Annotated in this window: 15 protein-coding genes; 6 read left to right on the forward strand and 9 right to left on the reverse strand. The window is 63.5% G+C overall.

The features are described from left to right. Window positions 1-476: 476 nt before the first annotated feature. Window positions 477-1,070 carry an alpha/beta hydrolase gene (locus tag ACQP2F_RS16060; RefSeq protein WP_433304737.1) on the reverse strand — a complete coding sequence of 198 codons (594 nt, stop codon included), beginning with the start codon at window positions 1,068-1,070 and terminating at the stop codon, window positions 477-479. Between the two features lie 270 nt (window positions 1,071-1,340). Between ACQP2F_RS16060 and ACQP2F_RS16065 the strand changes: the two genes are divergently transcribed. Beyond that, the gene (locus ACQP2F_RS16065) at window positions 1,341-2,333 is read left to right on the forward strand and encodes an IS481 family transposase (RefSeq protein ID WP_433304739.1); all 993 of its coding nucleotides are present in this window, start codon (window positions 1,341-1,343) and stop codon (window positions 2,331-2,333) included. Window positions 2,334-2,575: 242 nt separating this feature from the next. On the opposite strand, the gene ACQP2F_RS16070 is transcribed toward ACQP2F_RS16065, so the two are convergent. The 5 genes from ACQP2F_RS16070 to ACQP2F_RS16090 all read right to left on the reverse strand — a co-directional run bounded on the left by ACQP2F_RS16070 (window position 2,576) and on the right by ACQP2F_RS16090 (window position 8,052). Beyond that, window positions 2,576-3,286 carry a hypothetical protein gene (locus ACQP2F_RS16070; protein ID WP_433304741.1) on the reverse strand — a complete coding sequence of 237 codons (711 nt, stop codon included), beginning with the start codon at window positions 3,284-3,286 and terminating at the stop codon, window positions 2,576-2,578. Further along, the gene (locus tag ACQP2F_RS16075) at window positions 3,283-5,016 is read right to left on the reverse strand and encodes a phosphatidylglycerol lysyltransferase domain-containing protein (RefSeq protein ID WP_433304743.1); all 1,734 of its coding nucleotides are present in this window, start codon (window positions 5,014-5,016) and stop codon (window positions 3,283-3,285) included. The genes ACQP2F_RS16070 and ACQP2F_RS16075 overlap by 4 nt, the downstream gene beginning before the upstream one ends. 1,026 nt (window positions 5,017-6,042) lie before the next feature. Next, window positions 6,043-6,333: an SMP-30/gluconolactonase/LRE family protein gene (locus ACQP2F_RS16080; RefSeq protein WP_433304746.1), complete on the reverse strand. Its 291-nt coding sequence runs from the start codon at window positions 6,331-6,333 to the stop codon at window positions 6,043-6,045. An 8-nt stretch (window positions 6,334-6,341) separates the two neighbouring features. Beyond that, entirely contained in the window at window positions 6,342-7,334 is a 993-nt protein-coding gene (locus ACQP2F_RS16085; RefSeq protein WP_433304748.1) for an IS481 family transposase, read from the reverse strand. Window positions 7,335-7,401: 67 nt separating this feature from the next. Next, window positions 7,402-8,052: an SMP-30/gluconolactonase/LRE family protein gene (locus tag ACQP2F_RS16090; RefSeq protein WP_433307521.1), complete on the reverse strand. Its 651-nt coding sequence runs from the start codon at window positions 8,050-8,052 to the stop codon at window positions 7,402-7,404. Window positions 8,053-8,843: 791 nt separating this feature from the next. Between ACQP2F_RS16090 and ACQP2F_RS16095 the strand changes: the two genes are divergently transcribed. Next, window positions 8,844-10,049 carry a saccharopine dehydrogenase family protein gene (locus tag ACQP2F_RS16095; RefSeq protein ID WP_433304750.1) on the forward strand — a complete coding sequence of 402 codons (1,206 nt, stop codon included), beginning with the start codon at window positions 8,844-8,846 and terminating at the stop codon, window positions 10,047-10,049. Between the two features lie 725 nt (window positions 10,050-10,774). Beyond that, window positions 10,775-11,644 (forward strand): hypothetical protein, encoded by an 870-nt coding sequence (locus tag ACQP2F_RS16100; RefSeq protein WP_433304752.1) that lies wholly within the window; start codon window positions 10,775-10,777, stop codon window positions 11,642-11,644. Between the two features lie 364 nt (window positions 11,645-12,008). On the opposite strand, the gene ACQP2F_RS16105 is transcribed toward ACQP2F_RS16100, so the two are convergent. Genes ACQP2F_RS16105 through ACQP2F_RS16115 form a run of 3 tightly spaced genes read right to left on the reverse strand, consistent with a single transcriptional unit; the run spans window position 12,009 to window position 14,127 of the window. Further along, entirely contained in the window at window positions 12,009-12,227 is a 219-nt protein-coding gene (locus ACQP2F_RS16105; RefSeq protein ID WP_433307522.1) for a sensor histidine kinase, read from the reverse strand. Beyond that, window positions 12,224-13,375: a sensor histidine kinase gene (locus ACQP2F_RS16110; RefSeq protein WP_433304754.1), complete on the reverse strand. Its 1,152-nt coding sequence runs from the start codon at window positions 13,373-13,375 to the stop codon at window positions 12,224-12,226. Before ACQP2F_RS16110 ends, ACQP2F_RS16105 begins: the two co-directional genes overlap by 4 nt. After that, entirely contained in the window at window positions 13,372-14,127 is a 756-nt protein-coding gene (locus ACQP2F_RS16115) for a response regulator transcription factor (protein WP_433304757.1), read from the reverse strand. The genes ACQP2F_RS16110 and ACQP2F_RS16115 overlap by 4 nt, the downstream gene beginning before the upstream one ends. 507 nt (window positions 14,128-14,634) lie before the next feature. On the opposite strand from ACQP2F_RS16115, the gene ACQP2F_RS16120 reads away from it, so the two are divergent. The 3 genes from ACQP2F_RS16120 to ACQP2F_RS16130 all read left to right on the forward strand — a co-directional run bounded on the left by ACQP2F_RS16120 (window position 14,635) and on the right by ACQP2F_RS16130 (window position 20,719). Next, on the forward strand, window positions 14,635-15,834 hold the full coding sequence (locus tag ACQP2F_RS16120) for a glycosyltransferase (RefSeq protein ID WP_433307524.1): 1,200 nt from the start codon (window positions 14,635-14,637) through the stop codon (window positions 15,832-15,834). Then, the gene (locus ACQP2F_RS16125) at window positions 15,827-18,007 is read left to right on the forward strand and encodes a glycosyltransferase family 39 protein (protein ID WP_433304758.1); all 2,181 of its coding nucleotides are present in this window, start codon (window positions 15,827-15,829) and stop codon (window positions 18,005-18,007) included. Before ACQP2F_RS16120 ends, ACQP2F_RS16125 begins: the two co-directional genes overlap by 8 nt. A gap of 1,452 nt (window positions 18,008-19,459) precedes the next feature. Continuing rightward, a complete protein-coding gene (locus ACQP2F_RS16130; protein ID WP_433307526.1) occupies window positions 19,460-20,719 on the forward strand; it encodes an ABC transporter substrate-binding protein in 1,260 nt (419 codons plus the stop codon). The last annotated feature ends 8 nt before the right edge of the window (window positions 20,720-20,727 follow it).

Consider the following 20,727-nt stretch of genomic DNA (forward strand, 5'->3'; position numbering starts at 1 on the left):
GTGGATGAAGCGGCGTTCGGGTTCGAGAGAGTGTTCGAAGGGTGTCCCTCGGTTCTATCGGCGGCCCGGTCGACGGGACGTGCTTCCCGCCGCCGCGCTGGGGTTGAAGGTTTGCTTGACCTCCCCCGGCAAATCTCTTCGGCATTCGGGCCGCCGTCCCGGTCGCACCGCCGGGAAGCCCTGAAGCGAATCAAACCGCGGCATCGTCTGGCTGCCGACAGCCGTTCACCTGCGCTCCTCGTTGAGAGCGCTAGGATGGAGGTGGGACGGGTCAGCAGCACGACCTGTTAGATGACCCGTCGACGGTGGTTGCTGGCTGTGGCCACCGGGCAGGTGAGTTATAAACCGCCGGTGGGCGGCCGGACGGGCCAGATTGTTCGAGAGCCAGTCGAACGACGGCCCCTCCATTTGCCTCCACACGGCGTGACTATGGCCACCGTGCGGTACGGAGGCGGTCTCGACAACGCTCGGGTCCTTCACCAGAGCAGCGATGCGGCGTGAGCCATTTCGGGCTTCGAGTCGTCCTCCGCCCAGCCGATCCACATCGCGACAGGTGGTCGCGGCAGATGTGTGAGCCGCCAGATGACGTTGTTGGTCGTCTTCTCGCTTCCGTCGCCGATTGCTATTCCGGGCCCTGGATACCCCGATAGGCTGGCTGCTGCAGCGTATTGCGAGGAGTGCTTCAAGAGCAGGTTCATCGCGCAGAAGGCACCGGCTGAGTAGCCAGTCAGAGCCCAGGCCTTCCGGTCGGTACGGACTCGCAAATGATTTCGAGCCCAGGCGGGTACATCGACGGTCAGATACGTCTCGGATTGTGCTCCTCCGACGAGGTTTGTGCACTCGGTGTCGAGTAGCCGCCGGGGTGTCTGGTAAGGAAGCAGCACAATCGTCGGTGCCATTCGTCCCGCCGCCATCTCCTGATCGAGGAAGCTCACAAGGCCCAGTCGTTTGAGCCACGATTGGGGAGTGCCGGGGTAGCCGTGCAATGCCTCGATCACCGGGAAGTCCAGGCCTTGTCCAGCCGACGTGGAATACGCTGCGGGCAAGTAGACGCTCATCGGCATGGTCATCCTGCTGACCGGGCCGGCTACGACGTACGTGTCCAGCCGGCCCTTGCCTGGCTCCCCAACTGGGACCTCGGGAGGCAAGGCCGCAGACGGCGTCGCCAGGGGTAGCCCGCTGTGCGTGGGCCGCTCGACTAGCTGTGATGTCCGGGGACGTTGGTCGAGGAAGTGCGACCACTCGATCTGAGGATCGCGGGCTGATCTGGTGAACAGATGAAGGCCTCCGGCGGTGCAGTGGGGTTGTCGAGACACCACTGAGCAGCACTGGAGGCCTTCATGTCCCACGCTAATGCCGCGTTGACCCCGCGAGCGCGATTGCGGCTGGCGCGTCTGATCGTGGACCTCGGCTGGTCACCCTCTCGGGCGGCGGAACGCTATGACGTGTCCTGGCGTACCGCGGCGAAATGGGCGCAGCGTTACCGCGAGCACGGCGAGGCCGGCATGACCGACCGCTCGTCACGGCCGCGTTCACAGCCGAACCGCACCGCGGCCCCGCTGGTCCGCAAGATTGTGCACCTACGCCGCAGGCGACGCTGGGGGCCGGTCGCGATCGCCGACGAACTCGGCCTGGCCGCCTCGACGGTGCACGCCGTGCTGGTGCGCTGCCGGATGAACCGGCTCAGCCACCTCGACCGGATCACCGGCGAGCCCATACGCCGCTACGAACACCGCGCGCCCGGAGATCTGCTCCACGTCGACGTCAAGAAACTCGGCAACGTCCCCGACGGCGGCGGCTGGCGCTACCTCGGCCGGCAACAAGGCGACAAGAACCGGGCCCGCACCACGGGCAAGCGCCAGAACAAGTACCGCAATCCGTTGATCGGCACCGCGTTCGTGCACACCGTCATCGACGACCACTCCCGCGTCGCCTACGCCGAGATCCACAACGACGAAACCGCCGCCACCGCCACCGCTGTCCTGGCCAACGCGGTCGCCTGGTTCGCCCAGCGTGGTGTCACCGTCCGCCGAGTGTTGTCGGACAACGGCTCCGCCTACAAGTCCCACCTCTGGCGTGACACTTGCGCCGCGCTCGGCATCACGGTGAAAAAGACCCGCCCGTACCGGCCTCAAACCAACGGGAAGATCGAACGATTCCACCGCACCCTTGCCGACGGCTGGGCCTTCGCGAAGTTCTACTCCTCCGAGAAAGCCCGCCGCGCAGCGCTACCTTCATTCCTGCACGACTACAACCACCACCGACCCCACACCGCCATCGGCAAAGCCACACCCATCACCCGGTTAACCAACCTGCCTGGACATCACACCTAGCCGTGGAGCTTGCTGGGCCGATCGGGTGTCGGCAGGACCCCCCGTCAGCGTGCTCCAGGTCGGGTAGACCTCGGTCAGCCTGTTAAGCTCCAGCAGTGACGTAGCGCCGATGCCGAGTAGCAAAGCCATGACTAGCGCGAATCGGATCGTTGCCCGCGCACGATCCCAAAGCACTGCCAGCGCGGAGGTGGTGACCAATACCAGAGCGAGCCCGGCGAGGAGCGCTGCGACCCCATCGATGCTCACGACGGAAGCCTCTGTGGCGCGGCGAGCGGGGCAGGCAGCTCATCGGCGGCCACGGCGAACGCCGCTTCATCCCACCCGGTGATCACTGGTGGGTGGCTTGGCCAGTCGGCGGCTAGGGACAGCCACTTCGGATCGGCCAACACCACCAAACCACGCGCAACCCGAGCATCCCGTGCGAGCAACGCCGGCAAGGCTTGTAACGACGCCGCGATCGTCGCACGTGTCGGCTCGAGTACGACCGTCAGCGCTCCGGGAGTCGCTGCCGCGATGCGGGGAGCTTCGGCGGCTCCCACCGTGGTGGCGAGCACCACGATGACCGGGAAGGTGCGGTTGCGGTGCTGGGAGTATTCGGGAGGCGCAATCAGCATTGGCGAAGTAGCCAGACGCCAGTCCGCGACACCAGGCGGGGACCACATTACTGACCCTACGAGGTTGAGAGCGCCATCGAGCCGGCCGGGCACCGCCGAGGGGACCGTGACAACCTTCCCTGAATCTGTGAGAGCTTGCCACGAAGGATAAAAGTTCTCGTGCCTGTTGAAGACCAACCCGACAACGGCCACCAGGAACACCTCAATCATCAACAGGCCAACAATCCGTAGCGGCACCCGCTTGCGACCTGCAATTCTCCAAAAACGTATGGTTACCGTCACTGCGAGGAGTCCCAGGAGGCCGGTGGTAAGAATGAGCCGCAGCCCGGTCAGATTCATGCGGCAGGCTTCACTCTGCTGCGGGCCCTGCGAGCGGGCAGGAATGCCTCAGCACTCAGCGCAGCGATCGCGATTCGAGGAAGGTCACGGGCGGACGGGAAGCATAAGAATCGCGGCTGCCAGTCCGGCTGGTACTTCGCGTTGGCTCGGTAGAGCGACTCAATCTGCCACAGTCGTGAGGTCATCCTCAGCGCTCGGGCCCATAGGCGAATCACGGGCCCCGCGCCCAAGTCTTCAGCGCGGGCGAATACCGAGCGGAGCATGGCGAAGTTGAGTGAGATGCGTTGGACTCCCAGCGTCGGCGCGGCCTCGATCATCGAGACGACCATCAACTCGGTCAAGCCGTTCGGCGCGGTGCGGTCCCCACGCATCAGATCCAGCGAGAGCCCGCGGCGGCCCCACGGCACGAACTGGAGCAGTCCGCGCAGCATGCCCTGCTGGTCGCGGCAGAGAACTAACACGCAGTCCCCGTCGGCCGGATCGCCGAGGCGCGAGAGCGCCATTGAGAAGCCGCGCTCGACTTTGCCGTCTCGTAGCGCGTTGGCGCAATGGACGACCTCGGCGAATAGGTCGGGGGAGAGCTCACGCTGGCGGAGGAGCTGGCATGTGTAGCCGGAGCGCCTGATCCGCCCGACATCCTGGCGCACGCCACGCATGGTTCGGCCCTCAAGTGAGAAGCTGGCGACATCGACAATAGCCTCGTCACCGAGCTCTATAACGTCGAGTCCGGCCCGCTGGTAAGCCCGACCGCCAGCGGTCGCGCAGGCAAGCACTGCGGGCGTCCAGCCATGCCGGACGCACTCGGCCAGCCACCGCCCGATCGCTCGTGGCCACTCCGACGGCAGACCGAGCGGGTCGCCGGATGCCAGGCTGACGCCGTTGACAATCCTGTATGCAACGGCTGCTTTGCCTGACGGCGACCAGACCAGCTGCTTGTCGTCGCGCAGCGCGAAGTAACCGAGAGAGTCGCCGTCGCCATACCTGCCGAGCAGATCGTGTAACTGGCTGGATTCAGCGAAATAGCAGCGCTCGCCCGTGCTCGGTCGAAGCAGTAGCACACCGGCGACGGCGAACCCGAGCAGCCCGAACGCCCCGGTCGTCATCGTCACCATCAGGCCGCTTGGCGGGGATAGAAAGTGGAGAGGACCGGAAACTCCGATTAGGCCCAGGCCCACATGCTCAGCCCAGCGCAGCACGCCCGGCCGATCTGCGAGCTGATCCGCTCGCAGAGCCGTCTCGGCGAAGCCCAGCACGAAGCCGGCGCCGAGGAATGTCGTCCCCGTCCACACGGCCCGCCAGCGGTTGCGCGAGTCGGTGTCGGCGGTGAACCGGTCTCGCTTGAGTAGCAGCAACGCCGCGATCGAGCTTGCGAACGCGGTGGGAACGATCGCTCCCTTCGCCATATGCAAGCCGACACTGAGTAGCGAGAGAACCAGGGCCATTTGCCAGGCGCGGCGCTTGCCGCGTCGTAGTCCAGCACCTAGATAAATGAGCAGCACTCCGACCACGGCGGAGGCTACTCGAGCGGTGAGAATTCCGGCGGTCGGGACCATGCCGGCAAGCATCGAGAACCGGCTACGGTGAGGTGCTAGCACCGCGAACACAGTGTTGACCAGCCCTACAAACTGCACCAGCCGCGCCACCGCGCGCCGAGAAGTCGGCGGCGGACTCCAGCGAAGGATGCCGTTCGCCTCGTCGGTCTGGCCGCCCTTCGCTGCTCGCTCTTGCACCCCTGACCTACCCGGGCCCATGGAGATCTCCTGTTCGTTCGAGCGGTCAGTGAGAGCATGGCATTTTTGTGCAAGGGGTAGATTTGCCCACAAGATCGATTCCTAGTTATCAGCAGCAGCTGACCACCGCCTTTCGGTAGCGTGGATTCGCCCGGAAGCCGACAGGTGAAGCCCTCCGTGGTCCGACGCCAGGTACGTTCGGCGTTCGTGACCATGAGATCTATGATTTTTGAGTACAGATATGTGAAGGATCACTTGCCAACGGCGCGAACATCATCGGCGAACGCGCACGCCGTTCACGACTTGGTCGCCGCCTCGGAGTTGGTCAGAGTGGTGGTTCGCCTGCATGCGTCGAGTGATCAAAACCAGATGGTGCCGAAAAATCCGCCTGAAATAGTAGATTACGAGGCCGGTTGTCAGGGAGATTGAGGGCACTTCTTGCGGGAGCGTCCGCTGACGGCGGGTCCTGCCAGCTACTGGTTGAACCTTAATCTGCGCCGCAGGTGCACGACGGCGAACAGAAGTGGTCGCCCTTTACGCTGCAGGTGCGTCGACAATGAGGGGGATCGCCACGGAGTTGATCGCGTCGATGTGCAGTCGAAGGCTGCGACGCGGCACCAAATCCATCTGCTTTAAAATCCAAACTGCCGCGTACCCACGAGAGGCGATACTTTTTCGGCACGCGTGGGGCGTAGCGTCTGACGGCGCGGCCCCGTGATTGCGCGCATCCGGAGAAGGCCGATCGCAGCGCTACTGCGGAAGGGAAAGACCGTGTGGACTGCACGGTTTATCCCTCTGGACGCATATGGGCTGCTGTCGGCGCCGGGCAACCAGACCGCCAAGCGACTTCGCATCAACAGTTTGCTCGACTGATCTGATAAGTTTTCCGGCGACGTCGCATCGTTCCCAGCACGGCTTTAAGGATTGCGGCACTCTCCGGCATGACGCGTCGCCGAGTGACCAAGGCGCCATTGTCATCGACCATCGACCGCTCAGCGCCGCGTCGCTCGAAGAAGAAATGATACGTTAAACCGTGGCCGGCGGGATGGGATGACCCGGAATGTCCACGCGGACCGTAAACACCGTGCCGCCGCGGCCTGGGTCTAGACCGTTTCCCGCCGTAGTGATCGCAAGTTCGCGCAGGTCGTCCCCGAAGTGCCGACAGGCTGAGACGAAGCTGGCGGGGACCGGCAGAACAAAGTCGAGTTGCGCGTCGGGCGTATAGCGAGCCAAGCCGGCGCCGACACCCAGCGCCACCCAGACACCCCCGGCGGCATCGACCGTCAGGCCGTCGGCTTGTCCCGCCGCGGTCTGCAACCAAGGCGCTAGATGTGATGTCCAGGCAGGTTGGTTAACCGGGTGATGGGTGTGGCTTTGCCGATGGCGGTGTGGGGTCGGTGGTGGTTGTAGTCGTGCAGGAATGAAGGTAGCGCTGCGCGGCGGGCTTTCTCGGAGGAGTAGAACTTCGCGAAGGCCCAGCCGTCGGCAAGGGTGCGGTGGAATCGTTCGATCTTCCCGTTGGTTTGAGGCCGGTACGGGCGGGTCTTTTTCACCGTGATGCCGAGCGCGGCGCAAGTGTCACGCCAGAGGTGGGACTTGTAGGCGGAGCCGTTGTCCGACAACACTCGGCGGACGGTGACACCACGCTGGGCGAACCAGGCGACCGCGTTGGCCAGGACAGCGGTGGCGGTGGCGGCGGTTTCGTCGTTGTGGATCTCGGCGTAGGCGACGCGGGAGTGGTCGTCGATGACGGTGTGCACGAACGCGGTGCCGATCAACGGATTGCGGTACTTGTTCTGGCGCTTGCCCGTGGTGCGGGCCCGGTTCTTGTCGCCTTGTTGCCGGCCGAGGTAGCGCCAGCCGCCGCCGTCGGGGACGTTGCCGAGTTTCTTGACGTCGACGTGGAGCAGATCTCCGGGCGCGCGGTGTTCGTAGCGGCGTATGGGCTCGCCGGTGATCCGGTCGAGGTGGCTGAGCCGGTTCATCCGGCAGCGCACCAGCACGGCGTGCACCGTCGAGGCGGCCAGGCCGAGTTCGTCGGCGATCGCGACCGGCCCCCAGCGTCGCCTGCGGCGTAGGTGCACAATCTTGCGGACCAGCGGGGCCGCGGTGCGGTTCGGCTGTGAACGCGGCCGTGACGAGCGGTCGGTCATGCCGGCCTCGCCGTGCTCGCGGTAACGCTGCGCCCATTTCGCCGCGGTACGCCAGGACACGTCATAGCGTTCCGCCGCCCGAGAGGGTGACCAGCCGAGGTCCACGATCAGACGCGCCAGCCGCAATCGCGCTCGCGGGGTCAACGCGGCATTAGCGTGGGACATGAAGGCCTCCAGTGCTGCTCAGTGGTGTCTCGACAACCCCACTGCACCGCCGGAGGCCTTCATCTGTTCACCAGATCAGCCCGCGATCCTCAGATCGAGTGGTCGCACTTCCTCGACCAACGTCCCCGGACATCACAGCTAGAGCAGCGCTTGAACGACCGTCGTTCCAGCGGCCCCGGTACACTATGCCGCTGGCGAAGTCAGCAGCGTAAAGCCACCGATAATCGGGCGAGAAAGCCAATCCGTTCGGCCACGTCAGCGTCTCAGCATCCCACACACTCGCGTCGGCGGATCGACCACCAGGGCGATGTACGAGTGCCCCGGAGCGCGCTGCTTCCCCGGCGAGGGGACGGAAGCGCAGCGCCCCAATCAGCAACCCGGAATCCGGTGTGACGGTTAGGTCGTTAAATCCCGTGATGGACGGAAGCGCCGTCAGTAACGTCTGCGCTTCGCGTTGGACGCCAGCGGCCGGGACATGGACAACATCGCGACCGGTAGCGACGAAGCCACCACCGGTGGCAGTGGCTAGGCCCCCAATGCCCCGGCGTCCTGGCAGAAGGACCTCAAGTACCGTGCCATCGCCGTCAAGGCGATGCACACCGCCGGCGAGAGTGTCGCACACCAGGAGCCCCCCAGGATTGGACGGGTCGGAGTCGGGTATCGGCGACTCCACGAGAGTAAAGTCCCACGCGACCTGTTTCAAGGAACTGAATTTCATAACAACCTCAACGGAACGGTGTAGAATAGTAGGGAAGGCCAAGCGGCAAGGGTGAGAGCCACGAGGGAAACTGTTGCGAGGTAGGTCCAGTTACTTGAGCGTCAACTCGCGGGGACTGCTGCGCATGGGACTTCTGGATCGGAAATCGACTGCAAGGGTACGGCGGCCGAGACAAGTCCGGAACGGTGTCGGGGCCGACCGCATGGTTCCGAGGGTTCCGGATGGCCATCCTCTCCCGTCCTACCCTTCTGATACTCGCAGCTTCTGCCTAATAACTTAGAACGCATGCGCATGGCCCACTTGTAGAGACGGGAACTGCCAGCTTCAGTGAAAGCCTGATAGCCACCCGTGATTGAGCTTCAGCCATCGATGAGACATCTGTGTAAGATTTTGGCCGTTCTGACTGTGTCCCGGCTGCGCTCTCGTTGTGGCAGGCTAATGGCCGTCATACCCGCGCCCGGCCCGTGCATCCTTCTCGACGGCTCGTAAGCGTACAGGGGGTCCGTACGAAGTTCCTCCGCCGCCTACGCATGGTGCAGGGGGTGTCAAGGCTACGTATAGCCGTTTTCTACCTCGTCCTGTGCAACGAGGCAAGCGTGGGCCGGCTCGGCGGTCCCTGGACGGACGGCAGGTCTGCCCGTAGTCGCAAGCTCGACACCGTGAGGTCCGTTGATCATCTGCGTTTATCGCAGAACTTGGCGCCCTTGACAACTCTTTCAGTTGCAAGGAGGCTCTGAAGGTACGGTTTCAGCGATCAATGGGTCCGATAGTGGCCGAAAGGTGTGTTACTCATGCGTGTTCTGGTGATCGGCGCTGGTGGAGTCGGATCTGCCGCGGCTGGCATTGCCGCACGCCGCGACTTTTACTCCAGGTTCGTAGTCGCCGACTTCGACCTTGCGCGCGCCGAGCGCGCTGTGGCCAGCGTCGGAGACCGGCGGTTCACCGCCGCCCGCGTCGATGCGTCCGACAAAGCCAACGTCTCTGCCCTATGTCGGGCCGAGGGAATAACGCACGTTTTGAACGCAGTTGATCCCCGGTTTGTCCTGCCTGTCTTCGAAGGAGCGCTGGAGGCAGGAGCTGACTACCTCGACATGGCGATGTCGCTGTCATATCCGCACCCCACGGACCCCTACAACAAGACCGGCGTCAAGCTCGGCGACGAGCAATTCGCGATGTCAGAACAATGGGTCGCGCGAGACCGTCTAGCTGTCACGGGGATCGGTGTCGAACCTGGCTTGTCAGACGTTTTCGCTCGTTACGCTGCCGATCACCTGTTCTCGCGCATCGATGAGATCGGCATTCGCGACGGCGGCAACCTCGACGTGGCCGGCTACGACTTCGCGCCATCATTCTCTGTATGGACCACGATCGAAGAATGCTTGAATCCGCCAGTGATTTTCGAGAAAAGCCATGGCTGGTTCACCACTGCTCCCTTGAGCGAGCCTGAAATCTTCGACTTCCCCGGCGGCATTGGCCCAGTCGAATGCGTGCACGTCGAGCACGAGGAAGTTCTGTTGATTCCACGCTGGGTTGACGCGGGGAAGGTCACCTTCAAGTACGGACTGGGAACCGAGTTCATCGAGGTCCTGCGTACGCTCCGTAAGCTCGGACTGGATCGGACTGAGCCGGTGCAGGTAGGTGATGCCTACGTGTCCCCGCGAGACGTCGTGGCCGCTGTGCTGCCCGACCCGGCCACGCTTGGCGACAAGATGACCGGTACCACTTGTGCCGGCACAATGGTCAAGGGTCTCGGTAAGGATGGAGAGCCACGCGAGGTATACCTCTACCATCTTGTCGACAACGAGTGGTCAATGCGCGAATATGGTGCTCAAGCTGTGGTGTGGCAGACAGCCGTCAACCCCATTGTGGCCCTCGAACTGCTTGCCACAGGAATTTGGCAGGGTAGCGGAGTTCTCGGACCGGAGGCGTTCGACGCCGTACCATTCCTCGACAAGCTCATCGAGTACGGGACGCCGTGGGCGATGCGGGAGCATTAGCTGCGAGGACGCAGGCGATGTTCGACCCATGCTTGGTACGGCAGCGGCAACGGCGTGAGCTTCGGCCGGCTAGATTTAGGTCGCGTGGCTGCCCAAGCACAGTCGATGTCGTCATTTGAGGAAACGGTATGGCGGGATGGCGCAGAGTGGTGAGCTGCTTAAACACTGCGGCCCGGCGAGACGCTATAAGGGAGTGCGCCCTCGCCCAGGGGGCGCGTCTTGACACCGCTTGCTGGGCGGGGAGTTGGCTCAGGCGGCTATCACTTGGTCGGAGAAGCGTTCGTACACGCCTCCGAAGGATCTATAAAGAAAGGCGCCCCTACACGGCCTAGCGTGAAAAGGTTCCTAGAGGCGGGCCCCTAAAGTCCTGATTGGCGTCTACGTAGTGGGCGATTGCGCGCGCCGCAGCTCGCCAGTCTATTCAGATATAACCGTCAATACCGAACGCCGAAAAGGTGCAGTCCGTACGACGCGCTGACTGACGGCGGTCTGAATGCATTGGATGGCGTGAACAGCTAGTGGAAAGCACTCTCGAGTCAGAAGCCAACACCGCAATTTTCACCTCGCACGAAGAGCGTTGGCTAGGTGCTGCTCTCCGTGGGGATGCAGCGGAGCGGGATAAGATACTTCGACTGCACCTCCCAGCAAAACTGCAGAGTTGCATCGTCCCGGCGGCATTCGTTGTCGCCGCCTCGCGCAGATTCGGCACGAAAGCTGATCGCTGCATGATCACTCAGTTTGCGACCCGCTTCGTTAAATTGTCCCCTGGAGGTGAAAACTTCCTTGTGAGAGACATCGACGCTGCTTTAAGGGTTGGCATGGGCGATCACCACATCGCCGACTCACTCACCGCTGACTTCTGCGAAATTATGTACGCACTACTGTTCGCTCTGGCCGATGATTTGCAGATGAGCGATGCGCAGGTGGATGAACTCCTCGTTGAGTCCAGGGCGGCGTCAAATCGGATCCACCAGAATTGGGGGAGGGGTCTGGTCCCCGAACTGCGTAAGTCCCGCTTGTATCGGCGAGGTTATGGCCGAACCTGGAACACGTATCTTTCTGATGAACAATGGAAGATCCTTCGCTCAAAGACTCGTTTCAAGAATGCTCGGACGGCTACGGCGACGGTTGGTAAGGAGCCCGTTACGTCAGCCGGCAGGTGCGTACAATTCTTCTTGCTTGGACGCCAAGACACCGAACCGCGGCCGCTCGACGTATCGACAAAATCGATAGCAATAGTTGCGTGTGCCACCTTCGGCCTAGCGGTGAGAACCTACTTCAAGCGAGGCTCGGCTGTTGAAGAAATGGCCTCTGCGATACGGGAGATAAGGGCTTCCTACTGGTCGGCCGTCGACCCTCTGCAAATCGAGTATTTGATTCGATTGGCGCGTGGCGAAGACCTGATTCTCGAGAATATGGACGAAGATCTCGTTTATGCCATCTGCGCAGTGATCCTGATGTTCATCGCAGAAAAGTGGCGATGGAATAGGGATAAGATTAGTCGCCTCGTCGCGCAAGCCGAGATCTTAACGGGGAGTCAAGAAAGAACAAAGGGGAGCAATGGTGCGTTGCAGACCCTTCGCGTCGTACACTGAAACCTACTCGTCACTCTGCCCGCCCACTACGACCGGCATCCGTCCATGATCAGCAGGGGCAAGGTCTTATCTGGAAGAACCGCGGCCGTCAGCGGGGCGCTAGTTGCACGACAGCGAGAGTTCGTATTCGTCGGCCGCGGACCTGACTGTGGTAGAGAATGGCTGCGTCGGCTCGCGCGAACCTTGTATAGCTTTCGAGATCACCAATCGCCCGCGCAGCTGCATGCTCTGGAAGGCGGCTGCGGCGGAAATTGTATTTTGACTCTAGGGGTAAACCGCGGCGTTGACGACATACCGTATCGATTGGGCATGTCACCATCGTTGCGCTTTCCGCCATTAGCGGCGGCAAATCGGCAGATCGTCGCTAACGGTTAGCAGGGAGCCGCACGTGGACGATAGCGCCGCCGGTTGGCTGATCGCTGATGCTGACAACGCCTTTGTGCTCGGACACGACTTGGGCGACTATGGCCAGGCCAAGCCCGGAGCCGGGGACGGCCCGGGAGGATTCGGCACGATAGAAGCGGTCGAAAACGTGTTCGCGGTCGGGCGAGTCGATGCCAGGTCCATGGTCGGCGATGACTATTTCGGCCCGCCGCTCGTTTTTTCGCTGGTGGTGATGACCTCGACCTCGATGGGCCCTGTGGGCGGCCCGAACTTGACGGCATTGTCGAGCAGATTCAGCACCATGCGTTCGAGGGCAGCAGGTCGTCCCACGATGGGGGCGGGCGCGATTCTGAGGCGGAACTGGACCGCGGGGCTGCGGGTCTTCGCGCGCTCAACGGTTGCGGTGACGACATCGGCGAGGTCAAAGGAGGTCACAGGGTCGTCAACGGCGTCGTCGCGGGCGAGGCTTACTATTTCCCTGATGAGGGCGCCGAGATCGTCGCTTTGGCGGCGCAGGTCGCGCAGAAGGTTGTCCCGGTCGGCGCCGGCGAGCCGGTCGCCGGCTCGCAGCAGCAGTTCGATGTTGGTGTGCAGGCTGGTCATAGGGGTGCATAGTTCGTGGGCGGCATCCTCGACGAGGCGCTTCTGGGCTTGACGGACTCGGGCGATGGCGTCGAGCATGGTATTGAAAGCCTGCGCAAGGTCCGCGATTTCGTCATTGCCGTCGACTTCAATCGGGTGTTGCAGGTCCTGGGTCGCGGCAATGGTGACCGCGGCGTCGGTGAGCCGGTTGACGGGCTGCAGGCCAGCGCGGGCGACGAGCCTTCCGACGACAACGGCGGCAGCGGCGGCCCCAGCGGCGAGCACCGCCATGAGCAGCTCAAATCGGCGCAAAGTCGCGTCGTTTGTACGGAGTGACCTGCCGACCTGGAGGGTACGACCGTCGGGCCTGCGGACGGTGAGAATGCGAAATCGGCCGTCGTCGGTGATAGCGGTGTAGCGGGCGGTGTTGTCGCGGGCGGCGGCGCCCGACCGGTCGGCGGCAGAAAAGGGAAGCGGCGGCTGACCGGGCGGCCGATGGGCTGTTCCGTCCGTATCGAGCAGCTGGATTCGAAGGTCGTCGCCATTGCCGACAGGCGATGGAGTGGGCAGCGTGGCCAGCATGACGGGCGTGAGGTCTATAAGTGGCCCGGTGACGATGCGGTCGAGGTCGTGGTCAGCTTGGCCGAGCATGCTTTGCCGCAAGGCGAGCCAGGCGGTGCTCGAGACACCGACTGCGGTAACGGCGCAGGCGGTACCGGCGATGAGGGCGAGGCGCGCCCGCAGCGACCAACGGCGTCGGCTCATGACCTGTGTTTAAGGCGCAACACGAATCCGACGCCCCGCACGGTGTGGATCAGCCGCGGGTTGCCGTGCTCTTCGAGTTTGCGGCGAAGATAGCCGATGTACACGTCGAGAGTTTTAGAGGCTCCATCGAGGTTGTAGCCCCAGACGAGCTCGAAGAGCATTGCTCGGGTTAGCACCCGACCGGGCTGCGCGAGGAACGCGGTTAGCAGATTGAACTCCATTCTTGTCAGTTCAACTCGCCGGCCGTCACGGGTAACTGTCCGGCTGTGCGGGTTCTGCTCCAGATCGGCGAAGCGCAGAATCGCGGATACATCGCCCTCTGGCTGTGTCGTGCCGGCGGTACTCGCGTCGCTGCGTCTTATCAGGGCCCGGACCCGAGCCAGGAGTTCCTCGAGCGCGAAGGGTTTGACCAGGTAGTCGTCGGCGCCTGCGTCTAGGCCGGCAACTCGGTCACCAACGGCGTCGCGGGCAGTGAGCATCAAGATGGGAAGTCGCCGTCCACCGGTACGCAGTCGGCGACAGGTCTCCAAACCGTCAAGGACCGGCATATTGACGTCGAGGACAACCACATCCGGCTTGCCTGGGCGGTCGTGACCGCCGTCTGCGTGGTTGGTATGCGTGTGGAGGTAGCGCAGCGCTTGCTGGCCATCAGCGAGCAGGACGGTGCGATAGCCCTCGAACCGCAGTGCCCGGTCCAGGGAATCCCGCATATCGGCTTCGTCGTCGACGATGAGAATGAGCCCGCGTGCCACACCTTCAACTATGGCCCACGGCAGGTCTCCACATCCATCTGACCCGCGGCTTTCTTGACCGATTCTTACTTCTCTCTGCACCGGCTCTGGTGAATGGAGAGGGATCGTAAGCGGGCACCGCTTCTACACCGTCGACTGCCCGATGGCGTCTCGCGCACCGGGTTAAGCGACCTATCACGTGCCGAAAGGATAACCGCATGGAGTGGGCCATCTGCAACATTGCCTTTTCCGTGTCCGTCACCGTACGCGCCGTCGCTCGCCTCAGTGGGAGGTTTGTACCGGCATGAACGGTCAAGGGCCTCAGTTTCGTAGTATTCCGGCGCCACAGCAATATGAGAGCCACAGCACCATATGCCGGATCGCAGCATGCTAAAGAAGATGGAGTACCGCACAGCCGGTGAACAGGCTCCGAGGAATTCAGACCCTAACTGTGGACCTGCACCGGATGCCGGATCGGCGTCCGGAGAAAATCCCCGCCGGGAGATAGGCCTTCAATCGGGCGTCGTGATGCTCGACGTGGTCGTCCCCGTTTTCAACGAGGAACACGATCTGCCAATCTCGATTCGCCGCCTCGACGACTATCTCACCGCAACCTTTCCTTACCCGTACCGCATCACCATTGCCGACAATGCCAGTACCGACGCCACTGCCTTGCGAGCCGCTGAACTCGCCGCCGAACGGGCCGCCGTGACTGCCGTTCGGCTCGAGCAGAAGGGCCGCGGCAACGCGTTGCGAACCGTGTGGGCGACATCCGACGCGCCCGTGTTGGCCTACATGGATGTCGACCTGTCGACCGACCTCGCTGCACTGCTGCCATTGGTGGCGCCGCTGGTCTCCGGACACTCCGACATTGCCATCGGAACCCGCCTGGCCCGCGGTGCCAGGGTCGTACGCGGCCTTAAACGGCAAATCATCTCCCGCGGTTACAACTTGATCGTGCGGGCATCGTTGTGGACCCGGTTCAGCGATGCACAATGTGGGTTCAAAGCGATTCGCGCAGACGCGGCCTCCTGGCTGCTGCCACTGGTAGCGAACGACGCATGGTTCTTCGATACAGAATTATTAGTGCTCGCCGAACGAGCCGGGCTGCGCATCCATGAAGTTCCGGTCGACTGGGTCGATGACCCCGACAGCCGTGTCAACATCCTGCGCACCGCACTGGACGATCTAAAGGGCATTTGGCGGATCGGCACGGGCCTGCTGACGGGCGACCTGCGCCACCGGCTCGCCGCCGGTCGCGGCGGCTCGGTCCCAACCGGGCTGGCCGGCCAGTTGGCCCGCTTCGCTGGCATCGGCCTCGCCAGCACTTTGACCTACCTCGCGTTGTTCGCGTGGCTGGCCGAACTGATGCATCCTCTCCTCGCCAATGCGGTCGCGCTGCTTGTCACTGCGATCGGCAATACCGCCTTGAACCGGCGGATCACCTTCGGCATGCGTGGCCGCGCGGCTGCCGCCCGACAGCACCTGGAAGGACTCGTGCTTTTCGCGGCCGGGCTGCTCCTGACGAGCGGCATTATCACAGTTCTGAACGTCGTTGACCCGCAGCTGTCCCGCGTCGCGGAACTTGCCTTCGCGAGCCTCGCCAACGCCGCCGTTACCATCAGCCGGTTCCTCGCCATGCGGGTGTGGGTGTTCAGCGCCCGACGCAACGCCACCGACGCCACTGTCAACCACCACGTCACGAATACCGGAGGACCCGATGACTGACCCCGCCGCCGCGCCCGACGGCGACACTCCTGAACGCGACAGATACGCAGCCTCAGGGCGGCCGCTGCGGATCTGGCCGCACAGAAGCATCGTGCGGTCGATCGTTGGGCGGGCTGGCGAGCCGGCCTGGAGCCGCCCAGCGCTGCTCGTTATTTTGTTGGCCGCAGCTGTTCTCTACTGCTCGCGGCTTTCGCGCAACGGCAACGCGAACGTCTATTACTCTGCAGCGGCGTTGTCGGCGACAAGGTCCTGGCACGCATTCTTCTTCGGCAGCCTCGACTCTGGCAACTTCATCACCGTCGACAAGCCCCCACTAGCGTTGTGGGTCCAGGCGCTTTCCGCCCGAGCCTTCGGTTTCGGAGCGTGGAGCGTCCTCTTGCCTCAGGCAGTCGCCGGAGTCGTCGCCACCGCGGTGCTTTGGCATACCGTACGTCTTACCGCCGGACATGCCGCAGCGCTCGCTACAGGGGTCGTGATCGTGCTCACGCCGATCAACGTGGCGATCAACCGCGACAACAATCCCGATCCGTTGCTCGTGCTGTGCCTAATCGCCGCCGCCTGCGCCGTGACCTACGCGCTGGGTAGCGGCAGGTGGACACCGCTGCTGGGGGCCGGGGCGTTCATTGGGCTCGGTTTCAACACCAAACTCCTGCAGGCTTGGATCGTGTTGCCCGCCCTGGCCGCGACCTACCTCATCGCCGGACCACCGCGGCTGCGCACCAGGCTGCTGCAGCTCGCCGCCGCCGGCGGCGTCACCGCCGCCGTATCCAGCCTGTGGATCGTAATCGTCGACCTCATTCCGCCCACAGACCGGCCCTACGTCGGCGGCAGCAGTGACGGCACCGCCCTTGACCTCGTCCTAGGCTACAACGGGCTGCAGCGCCTGTTCGGCACCGACAGACCTGCTAGTGGCCAGGGTGGTCCGGCTGGTATCGACCTCATGGGCGGAATGACCTTCGGCGGCAACCCCGGCTGGGAACGGCTGTTCAATCTGCAGGTCGGATCCCAAATCGGCTGGCTGCTACCGCTGGCCATGCTTCTACTTGCTGCCGGTCTGCTCGCCCGTCGTCACGCGCCGCGGACGGATCCGCTCCGGTCGGCTCTGCTTTTGTGGGGTGGCTGGCTACTGATCACCGGCGTCGTGTTCAGCCTGGCCGGCGGCACCTTCCACCCCTACTACACCACAGCCCTTACCCCCGCGATCGCCGGGCTGATCGGCGTCGGCGGCGGCATCATCACCGCCGAGTTGCGCCGCGGCACCTGGCTGGGATGGGCTCTCCCCATAGGCGTGGCCGGCAGTGTCGCATGGGCCGCCGTGCTCGTGCGCCGATACCCTGGATACCACTCGTGGCTTACTGTGACCGTGGTCACTGTGGGGGTCGTTGCTGTCGTGCTCCTTGCTGCGATACCCAGGTTTCCTGGAGCTGCTAGGGCGCGCCGCGGCAGGCTGCGCGGTGCGGCCACCCTCGCGGTGACCGCATCGGCATTAGTGCTGGCACCGGGAACGTATGCCGTTAGCACAGCCGCCGCTGTCCAACAGGGCCCCAATCCCACCGCTGGGCCCTCAGCCCCAACGTTCACCATGGCGAGCAACCCCCAAGCAGCCGGGATCCATTCCGAAGGTACAGGCCGAGGCGACCGCGCGCTGGATCCATCGCCACCGGGGGAACTGCTCCACGGACAGCCGCCTCCGAGCTTGTCCGGCGCCGAGCCGGGAACAGAAGTTGGTGAAACAACGGCCGGTCTGAACGGCGCCCCACCCGGCGATTCAGCTACACCTGCAACCACCGGCCGAGCCGACGTCGTTGATCTATCATTGATTTCATATTTGCGTCGGCATCGCGGAAACTCACGATGGCTGGTCGCTACGGGCAACGCTAATGCCGCATCCTTGATCATCCTGGCCACCGGTGGTGAACCGGTCATGGCAGCCGGCGGGTTCTTGGGCACCGACCCCGTACTGACCGATGCCGACCTGCGCCGCTATGTCGGCAGTGGCCAGTTGCGCTACGTGTTGACCAGCCCGATCGACGCCATCGACGGCAGCGTGTCGGTACTGTCGGCATGGACGGCGGCCCATTGCCGTAAGGTCGACCCTGCGGAGTATGCGGCAGGTGTCACCGTCCGACCCTCGATTGTCGGTGCTCAAACCCTGAACAACTGCGCCCCTTGACGGGTTCCGTCGATCTGCCAGCCAACTAAGTCTTTGGATTCGCGCCGTCGGTAATGGCAGTCAAGCAAGTCCGGCAGCCGCTCAGGTATCGGGGAAGGCCGTTGGCGGTGTCGCAACGAGCTGTCTCGCCGAACCGGCGAACCGCCGAACCGCCGAACCGCCGAACCGCCGAACCGCCGGGCCGATCGCCGTCGATGGCGGTCGGCCCGGCGCCGCTGGGAATAGGCGGCCACTGTTGTTCAGCCCACTCGGCCGGATGCGCCGCTGCCGTACGTTGTGCGACAGATCAGCCTTAAGAGAATCAGATTCTTCAAGGGCCGTCGAGAGTCTTTAAGAATATGTTCATCAGGTCCGGGACGGTGTTGCTGAGCCGGCGGCGCGGGTGAACGCGGGTGATCCCGTTGATCGCGGCGGCAGCGGAAGAGGGCTCGGCAACCTCCAGGTGGCGTTCGTGGCCGCGGGCCAGCTGACGGTACGCTGTGAGCCGGGCCAGGATTCGTTCCGCGACCCCGCGGCCTGGACACACGGTCAGCAACCTCAGCAGCATCGCGCATGATCTCGACGGCGATCGCCATCCGGCGAAGCGTTGATCTGCGAAGACGGGCGGGACCAGCCTGGTCGAATAAAAACTGAGAAGGGCGCTTGTGCCGCCATCGCGTTGCTGTCACGAGGTAGCCAGGACACACATTGGCGATCAGCAGCCGGTGGTGTCGGCAACGACGAACCGATCCTCGACCGTCGATTTTATCGTGGCGCCGAAGTCGACGAAGCCTGCCAGAACGGGGCGAATTTGCCCTCTCGTCGGTATCCAATTCGGCGACGAACCTGAGCGCCAACATCTCGCCGTTCTGGTAGGCGACGACAGGTAAAGCCACTTGACCCACGAACGTGGGCTGCGGTATCTGGCGGTGACGCAGCGGCAGTAACGCCAACCTGGAGGACCGCAAACGCTGTCGCTGGATGCTATTCCGTCAACTCATATTGCCATACAGCGCGCCCCCAAGGCGTCGTCTGGCTTTGAGGCGGTTCTGTGAACGCGTTGGCAACAACCTGGCTTCGTCGAGAATTCATTTACTCTTGCTCGACCCAGTCGAACGTGGCGTCTATCCGCCGAGCCGAACAGGACAAATCGACAGGTTCTTCCTGGCGTAACGACCGATGCCTGGCTCAGCGCAGGCGAGGAGGATTTGTTCTTGCGGCGGTGTCTTCGCGATTGGTGTAGGGCGTGGCCCCGTGATCCTGGCCCGGACTTCGGTCGTAGCGTTCGTATTCCTTTTCATCGATTATTTCCTTGTACTTAAGGATGCGCCCGAATGTCCGTCAGATCAGAGCCTTCGACGCGGGTTGACATGCGTGACTGAGAGCATCATCATGATGACCCTTCTCACAATGATGTCAACGAGCAGAAGTGGTGCTTGCGATCGTCATGAAAGGACGTTGAGATAGATGACAATACGAAGGTCTTTGATGGCTGTCGTGGGTGTCGCCGCGCTGCTGACGGCCACGGCCTGCGGGTCGAGCGACGACAGCAACGGCGGGGGCTCCGGCTCCAAGAAGGTGGAAGTCTTCACGTGGTGGGCCGACGGCGGCGAGAAGGCCGGTCTCGACGGCCTCGTCGCGCAGTTCGGCAAGGACTGTGCCGGCCAGGAGTTCGTCAACGGCGCCGTCGCCGGCGGCGCGGGCGCGAACGCCAAGAACGTGCTCGCCTCCCGGCTCCAGCAGAGCGACCCGCCGGACACGTTCCAGGCGCACGCCGGCGCCGAGCTCAAGGACTACATCAACGCCGGCCAGATCGAGGACATCAGCGCCGACTACGACACCTGGGGCCTGAAGAGCGCGTTCCCGCAGGGCCTGATCGACAACCTGACCGTCGGCGGCAAGATCTACTCGGTGCCGGCGAACATCCACCGGGCCAACGTGGTCTGGACCAACAAGAAGGTCCTGTCCGACGCCGGCATCACCTCCGACCCGACCGACATGGCCGGTTTTATCGCCGACCTCGACAAGGTCAAGGCCAAGGGCATCAAGACGCCGCTGGCTGTCGGCAAGGACTGGACGATGCTGATGCTGCTCGAGTCGGTGCTCATCACCGACCTCGGCGCGGACAAGTTCACCGGCCTGTGGAACGGCTCGACCGACTGGAACGGCGCGGACGTCACGAAGGGCATCAACGACTTCAAGACGCTGCTCACCTACACCAACACCGACCGCGACGCCCTCGACTGGACCGACGCGGAGAAGCTGGTCATGGACGGCAAGGCCGCCTACCAGCTGATGGGTGACTGGGAGGCCGCCGACCTCGACGCCAAGGGCTTCAAGGACTACGGCTGGTTCACCTTCCCGGGCAACGGCCAGACCTTCCAGTGGCTCGCCGACTCGTTCGTGCTGCCCAAGGGCGCCAAGAACGTCGACGGCACCAAGTGCTGGCTGAAGACGGTCGGTTCGGCCGACGGCCAGAAGGCGTTCAACACCAAGAAGGGCTCGATCCCGGCCCGTACCGACGCCGCCCCGGCCGACTACCCGAAGTACCAGCAGGCCGCCATGGCCGACTGGAAGACCTTCAAGCAGGCGCCGTCCTGCGCCCACGGCTCGGCCTGCTCGCAGGGCTTCCAGGGCGCGGCCAACTCGGCGCTGGGCGCTTTCTCCACCAACCAGGACGTGGCCGGTCTGCAGAAGGCGATGGCCACCGCCGCCTCGCAGTTCGCCAAGTAGGTAAATCT

Source organism: Actinoplanes sp. CA-030573, from assembly GCF_050951115.1.
Taxonomy (GTDB): domain Bacteria; phylum Actinomycetota; class Actinomycetes; order Mycobacteriales; family Micromonosporaceae; genus Actinoplanes.